Origin of the sequence: Actinosynnema sp. NPDC023658 (assembly GCF_040639995.1) — a bacterium.
Lineage (GTDB): Bacteria > Actinomycetota > Actinomycetes > Mycobacteriales > Pseudonocardiaceae > Actinosynnema.
Genome location: NZ_JBFAAX010001037.1, coordinates 1 through 1881, shown reverse-complemented (window position 1 = coordinate 1881; position 1881 = coordinate 1). Strand labels below are relative to the sequence as shown.

The 1881-nt window shown below is 70.2% G+C and carries 2 protein-coding genes; one reads left to right on the top strand and one right to left on the bottom strand.

Annotated elements, in window-relative coordinates; genetic code table 11:
- Positions 1–82: 82 nt before the first annotated feature.
- Positions 83–1186 carry a cytochrome P450 gene (locus AB0G02_RS37785; RefSeq protein WP_360804584.1) on the bottom strand — a complete coding sequence of 368 codons (1104 nt, stop codon included), beginning with the start codon at positions 1184–1186 and terminating at the stop codon, positions 83–85.
- 134 nt (positions 1187–1320) lie between these two features.
- Between AB0G02_RS37785 and AB0G02_RS37780 the strand changes: the two genes are divergently transcribed.
- Positions 1321–1881, top strand: a 561-nt coding sequence (locus tag AB0G02_RS37780; protein WP_360804581.1) for a helix-turn-helix domain-containing protein, incomplete at its 3' end; no start/stop codon positions are given.

The following is a 1881-nucleotide window of genomic DNA, read 5'->3' as shown; positions in this document are numbered from 1 at the left end:
CACGTGCACGACCGGGACCCCGCGCGGGCCGAGGACTTCGCCAGGTTGCAGGAGGCGGGCCGGGTGCCGGAGTGGGCCGTTTTCACAGGGTGGTGAGCACGACCTCCAGTTCGACCCTGGCCAGGTTCTGGCCGAGGCACTGGTGCACCCCGAAGCCGAACGCGAGGTGGGAGCGCGAGTCGCGATGGAAGTCAAGGCGATCAGGCGAGTCGAACACCGCTTCGTCCCGGTTGGCCGCGGCGGTGAGCGCGATCAGCCCCTCGTCCCGCCGGATCGTGACGCCGCCGATCTCGATGTCGTCCAGCACGGCACGCGCGGTCACCACGTCGGAGACGCTGAAGAACCGCAGCAGCTCCTCCACCGCGCGCGGCGCGAGGTCGGGCTCGTTCTCCAGCTCGGTCAGCAGTTCGGGGTGCTCCAGCAGCGCCACCGCGGACAGGGAGATCATGTTGGCGGTGCTCTCGTGCCCGGCGATCAGCAGCAGCCGGGCCAGGGCCACCACCGTCTCGTGGTCGTACCGGTCGGCCGCCCTCATGCGGTTGATCAGCCGGCCGATCAGGTCGTCGGGTGGTGCGGGCTCCTTGTCCGTGACCAGCCCGTCGACGTAGGACACGAACTCGGCGTTGGCGCGGGTCCGCTCGGTGAGGTCGGCGTCGCGGTTGACCATGGTAGTGGCGCGCGACTGGAAGAACTCGTGGTCGGCGTACGGGACACCGAGCAGTTCGCAGACGGTCAGCGAGGGCACCGGCAGCGACAGCGCCTGGACCAGGTCCACCGGTGGCCCGGAGGCCAGCACGTCGTCGACGCACCTGTCGACGATCGCCTGGACGTGCGGGCGCAGCGCCTTCATCCGCTTGTGGGTGAACTCGCTGATCACCAGGCGGCGCAGCCAGGTGTGCCCGGGCGGGTCCATGCCGAGCAGCGACAGGTTGAGCTTGCGCAGCGTCTCCGGCGGGAACGCGGCGGGCAGCGGGAAACCGGGGCGGTTGCGGTCCGGGCTGACCAGCGGGTGCGACAGCGCCTCGCGGACGTCGGCGTGCCGGGTGACCAGTCGGGTGGTCCGCCCGGTGGGCAGGACGGCGCGCGGGACCGGGTCCTCGTCGCGGAGCCGGGCGTACTCGGCGGGCAGCGCGAACGGGCAGGTCCGGCGCAGCGGGAAGGACACGGGTTCACCATCGGTGCTCATCGGACGGCTCCATCGGGAGAGGAAGAAAGCGGAAGGATTTCTTCCACTTAGATGGGAGTACCGTACCAACGTGGAAGAAAACCGTCCACTATCACCGTCGGTGACCCTCGGGTGTCCCGGAGAGTTGGGGAGCAATGGAGATCAGGACTGACGCGCGGCGCAAGCGGGACCAGATCATCGACCGGGCCCGCACCCTGTTCGCCGAGCGCGGGACGAAGCTGCCGATGGAGCAGATCGCCCGTGAGGCGGGCGTCGGCGTCGGCACGCTCTACCGGCGGTTCCCCGACCGGGACGCGCTGATCCGCGCGGTGCTCGCGGACAGCATGAGGCGTCAGGCCGAGCTGGCCGAGGCCGAACTGGCCGAGGGGCGGGACGGCTGGCAGGCGCTGGTCGGCTTCATGAACCGCAGCATCGAGGAGCGGACCGCAGGTCTGCTCGCGGTGTACGGCAGGCAACTGGTCGACGTGCTCAAGCAGAACCCCGAGCTGCTGGAGGCCCGGCAGGGCATGCACCAGGCGCTCAACCACATCATCGAGACCGCGCAGGAGCAGGGGACGCTGCGCGCGGACATCGGGATCGGGGACATCATCGTCATCGTCGGCGTCCTCATCCGCCAGCACGCCGACATCCCCGACGAACTGACCGACGCCGTGCGCGGTCGGTTGCTCGGGTTGCTGCTCGCCGGGCTGCGGGCC

Coding starts and splice junctions, on each gene's coding strand:
- AB0G02_RS37785 (WP_360804584.1), bottom strand. CDS start 1,186: ATGAGCACCGATGGTGAACCCGTGTCCTTCCCGCTGCGCCGGACCTGC.